The sequence below is a fragment of the Frankia sp. CcWB2 genome (assembly GCF_977927585.1).
Window position 1 is genome coordinate 4,674 of the sequence record NZ_CDWRCM010000181.1, and the last position, 4,112, is coordinate 8,785.

The 4,112-nt window shown below is 63.1% G+C and carries 7 protein-coding genes; 2 read left to right on the top strand and 5 right to left on the bottom strand.

The features are described 5' to 3' along the window. The 5 genes from ACY45C_RS17015 to ACY45C_RS17035 all read right to left on the bottom strand — a co-directional run. A partial coding sequence (locus ACY45C_RS17015; RefSeq protein ID WP_462188553.1) for a tyrosine-type recombinase/integrase occupies window positions 1-321 on the bottom strand: 321 nt, incomplete at its 3' end. A 341-nt stretch (window positions 322-662) separates the two neighbouring features. After that, on the bottom strand, window positions 663-860 hold the full coding sequence (locus ACY45C_RS17020) for an IS3 family transposase (RefSeq protein WP_462188545.1): 198 nt from the start codon (window positions 858-860) through the stop codon (window positions 663-665). Between the two features lie 10 nt (window positions 861-870). Then, complete coding sequence (locus ACY45C_RS17025; protein ID WP_462188546.1) at window positions 871-1,341, bottom strand: IS3 family transposase; 471 nt, start codon at window positions 1,339-1,341, stop codon at window positions 871-873. Next, complete coding sequence (locus tag ACY45C_RS17030; RefSeq protein WP_462188547.1) at window positions 1,338-1,628, bottom strand: transposase; 291 nt, start codon at window positions 1,626-1,628, stop codon at window positions 1,338-1,340. Before ACY45C_RS17030 ends, ACY45C_RS17025 begins: the two co-directional genes overlap by 4 nt. A 42-nt stretch (window positions 1,629-1,670) precedes the next feature. After that, a complete protein-coding gene (locus ACY45C_RS17035; protein ID WP_462188548.1) occupies window positions 1,671-1,931 on the bottom strand; it encodes a hypothetical protein in 261 nt (86 codons plus the stop codon). A 380-nt stretch (window positions 1,932-2,311) separates the two neighbouring features. Between ACY45C_RS17035 and ACY45C_RS17040 the strand changes: the two genes are divergently transcribed. Both ACY45C_RS17040 and ACY45C_RS17045 read left to right on the top strand, forming a co-directional pair. Next, window positions 2,312-2,545, top strand: coding sequence for a type II toxin-antitoxin system Phd/YefM family antitoxin (locus ACY45C_RS17040; protein ID WP_462188549.1), 234 nt, complete (start codon window positions 2,312-2,314; stop codon window positions 2,543-2,545). Then, window positions 2,542-2,967: a PIN domain-containing protein gene (locus ACY45C_RS17045; RefSeq protein WP_462188550.1), complete on the top strand. Its 426-nt coding sequence runs from the start codon at window positions 2,542-2,544 to the stop codon at window positions 2,965-2,967. The genes ACY45C_RS17040 and ACY45C_RS17045 overlap by 4 nt, the downstream gene beginning before the upstream one ends. The last annotated feature ends 1,145 nt before the right edge of the window (window positions 2,968-4,112 follow it).

Sequence of the window (4,112 nt, forward strand, 5' to 3'; positions counted from 1 at the left end):
CCGGGGGTAGTCGTGGGGGCTGCGGGTGCGGGGGATGAGGCGTGCGGTGTTGCGGGCGATCTCGGCGGCGAGGTCGGGGAGGATGTGGGTGTAGGTGTCGGCGGTGATCATGATCGTGGAGTGGCCGAGGAGTTCTTGGACTGCTTTGAGGTCGGCGCCGGCGGCGAGGGCGAGGGTGGCGGCGCCGTGGCGGAGGCCGTGGATGGTGATGGGGGGTAGGTCGGCTTCCTGGATGAGGGTGTGGAAGCGGTTGGTGAGGTGTTCGGGGTGGATGGGAGTGCCGTCGGGGTGGGTGAACGCGAGGCCGTTGTTCGGCCAGATGGTTCCGGCGGCGAGCCGGTTGGCGTGTGCGGCAGGTTTTCAGGACGGCGAGGGTGTCGGGGTCGAGGGAGATGACACGGTCCCCGGCGTCGGATTTCGGCTTGGCGAGTTGGGTGGCGTAGCCGATCTGGACGAACTGCCAGCGGATGGTGAGGGTTGCGTTGGTGACGTCGATATCGTCGATGTGGACGGCGACGGATTCACCGCGTCGGAGCCCCCGGTAGGCGATGAGGTGGAAGACAGGGTAGAGCGGGTCGCTATGGGCGTGGTCGAGGAACCGCCCGGTCTGCGCTGGGGTCCAGACCATGAGTGGAGCGTTCCCGATTTAGTAGACAGTTCCATTATGCGGCTTGTGGGTGCTCCCTGTCAAACTTGGCCTCGTACTCGACGGGCGTCATGTAATTGATCGTGGAATGTATCCTTCTGCGGTTGTAGTACGTCTCGACGTAGTCGAAGATGCCGGCGCGGAGCTGTTTCAGGACGGCGAAGGCGTGGAGGTGGACGAACTCCTTCTTCAGGGTCACCCAGAACGATTCCACGGCGGCGTTGTCAAAACATATACTGGTCCGCCCGACCGAGTTCCTGATCTTGTTTTTCTTGCAGAACTCGACGAAGTCGTGGCTGGTGTACTCGCTGCCGCGGTCGGGCAGCGACGAGGGCTCGACGGCCTGGACGGTCGTGATGTGCCTGCGGGGCCCGCGGGTGCACGCTGACCAGGCCCAGCTGGGCCATGAGCCGCTGGACCCGCTTGTAGGCGACCCGGACGCCCTGGCGGCGGAGGTCGGCGAAGATCCGCCGCACGCCGTACCGGCCGTGGTGCGCGTCGAAAATCGCCCGGATCTTCGTGGACAAGGTGATGTCGTCCCGCTCGCGTTTCGACGGTCCGCGGTTCTTCCAGGCGTAGTAGCCGGCGCGGGAGACGCCGAGTTTCCGGCACAGGTAGTCGACGGGGAAGGTGTTCACACCGTCGGCGGGAGCAGGCTTCTTCGGGGCGTGGGCCGAGATGAACTCGAACCTCACTTCTGGTCGCTCGCGAAGAAGCTCGCGACTTTTTTTAAGAAAGAGCTGTCCATCTGCAGCTGTGCGTTCTTCTTCCGGAGCTCCTCGAGCTCGGCGTGCTCGGACACCGATAGCGGCCGCTCCCTGCCCTCGTCGGAATCCTTTTCTTTCTTCACCCAGTACCCCAAGCTCGTCTCGTTGATCCCAAGGCTCTTCGCCACCTCGGCGATCGTACGGTCCGAACCAAGGACGAGAGCGACCGCCTCGTCCTTGTACTCCTGGGTGAACTTCCTCCGCGTCGATCCCATCCCTGGATCTTCCTGGTAGTCAGTGGACTTTACGTCGACTGTCTACGAGATTGGGATCGCTTCATAGATCGCGCCGCTTCGCTTGCGGACATGCGTCAGTCCGTCCCCGGGCTTCACGAGTCCGGCGTTCACAAGCTTCGCGAGATTGCCAGGCGGACGGGCCGCGCCCGGCTCTTCGGCCACCGCTGGAGCGGAGAGCCCCAAGACGCGACGGAGGACATAATTCGGGGTGTCGACGAAGGGCGCAGCCTGATCCTGCAGGCACTTGAAGACCTCGTCGTCGATCTCGATCCGCGGGACCATGCCTGACTCCATCCTTTAAGGGGACGTAATGAAGTAACAAATACGTGATCGAGAGCATCATCGCAGGTCACAGGCCTGTGGAGGGTTCGAAACGCGCAAGTTATTTCATTTCGACTCCTAAGCACGGTACCACTTGAAGCCTGTGAGATCTGGAGTGAAAAAGTCAAGGGGCGACTGCTCAGATCGACCTTGCCGGCGGCGAGGGTTCATCCTGGATGGTCACCAGGTCTGGTGAGCAAGCCGGTCGCCCGGCCGCGCGGCAGGGTCACGCGACCCTGGTCACATCGAAGGGCGCGAGCTGGCTTCAGCGGTTGGCCGCGCGAACGACGTTCGGCGCATATTGTAGGTACGTACCTACCAGGGGGGTGATCGTGGTGACCATGGTCTCATCGCGAGAGTTCAACCGTGACGTGAGCGCGGTCAAGCGGGCTGCCGCCAGCGGTCCGGTGATCATTACGGATCACGGTCGGCCGTCACACGTCCTGCTGTCGTTCGCCGACTACCAGCGGCTCACCGGAACCGCGGGCAGCCTGGGAGACGCGTTCGTTCTGGAGGAGGAGATCGACTTCGAGCCCCTACAGCCGTGGGACTCGCTGCGCGAGGTCGACCTGTGAGCTTCCTACTCGACACCAACGTCATCTCCGAGCTCCGTAAGCCCGCGAAACGCCGCGAGGACCGCTTCAACGGCTGGGCCGCGGCCCTGTCACCATCGGATACCTTCCTCTCCGTCATCACCCTGCTAGAGCTGCGGGCTGGCATTGAGAACAAGCGACGGCACGATGCCCGACAGGCGGCCGTCCTGGACTCATGGCTCGATCAGAACGTGCTCCCGGCATACGCAGGCCGGCTGCTCGACGCCGATCAGGTCGTCGCCGGCTCGGCGGCGCGACTTCACGTGCCCGACCGGCGCCCAGCCCACGACGCGCTCATCGCCGCCACGGCCCAGGTGCACAGCCTCACGCTCGTCACCCGCAACGAGGCCGACTTCGCCGCCATGGGCGTCTCACTCGTCAACCCTTGGACCTCCCAGCTGTAAGCAGGTCCCGAAGCTGGGCGGCACAGAACCTCTGGCGGTAGGACCGGGCACACTCATGTCTTCGGCAGCGTGATCGGTCGCAACGGCACCACCTGAGGACCCTCTAACGGACCACGACCGAGGTGTCCTCCATAACGGCCCGAATCCGCGACATGAGACTTCGCACTTCTGGGATCATCGTGGTACCTGGATCTGATAGGACGTGGTTCCCCTGACCTGGAGGCGCAGAAGTGTCCGAAACCGCCAGATGTCCGGAAAAGTTGTTCTATCCCATAGATGATGTTCCGGTAGGTGCGGTCACCGCGCATCACCCCCGGTCAGGGCACGTGTCGTGACCGGACGGACAGTGATTTCAGGGCCAGCGACCAAGATCAAACGGTTTGGATGCTGGTACACAAGGTCCACCACGCTCCGTAGTCAGTCTCTAGCCTAGTCAAATAGGTTATATCCATCAGTTGGGTTAGTCTGCATCGCTCCGTAGGTGCAGGTCAGGTGCAGGTCAGCGGGCCTGGGAAGCCGGTTCGTACAATGCCGGGCTTCCCGATCTCACCGGCTCCAACGGTGACTGCCGGTTCCGAGCTCGGGTCGCCTGGCGTCGGTGCTTGTCGCCCGAGTGTCTGTCTGCCGGGCGCCGAACAGGCGGGCGAAGTTTGGCAGTCTCGCGAGTTCATACCGGATCTTGTCTCAAAGATCTTGACAGGTTTCCGCTGGCCTTGCCGGATTTCGTGGTCGTGCGACCGCGGAACCTGACACACTAGGTCGGCGGCGGGGTCTCCCGGGGCTGGGGAAGTGACTTCAACAATCCCGACCCTGCCGGGTGACCCCGTTGCTTGTGCGTGCACCCCATTTCCCGTCACGGTCCGTCATCCTGACCGGGCGCAGCCCACCACCAGCCTTGACTATCACCCCTGCGCTCTGACCTGCGATTATGATTTCTCCCCAGCCCTGAGCTCCTCCTCGGAGCAGCCTTCAACCCCCTTGACTCCAAGAGCACTCGACGCCGCGCCTCAGAAAAGCGACAACGATCCATGATCACCATCCTTACCAGGAGACAGGTCGAGACGCGATGAATGGCGAGCAGATCCTCACAGTGCACGAAGCTGCGCGCTCCTGGCAGCCGAACGAGAACGCTGCCGAAGCCCTGG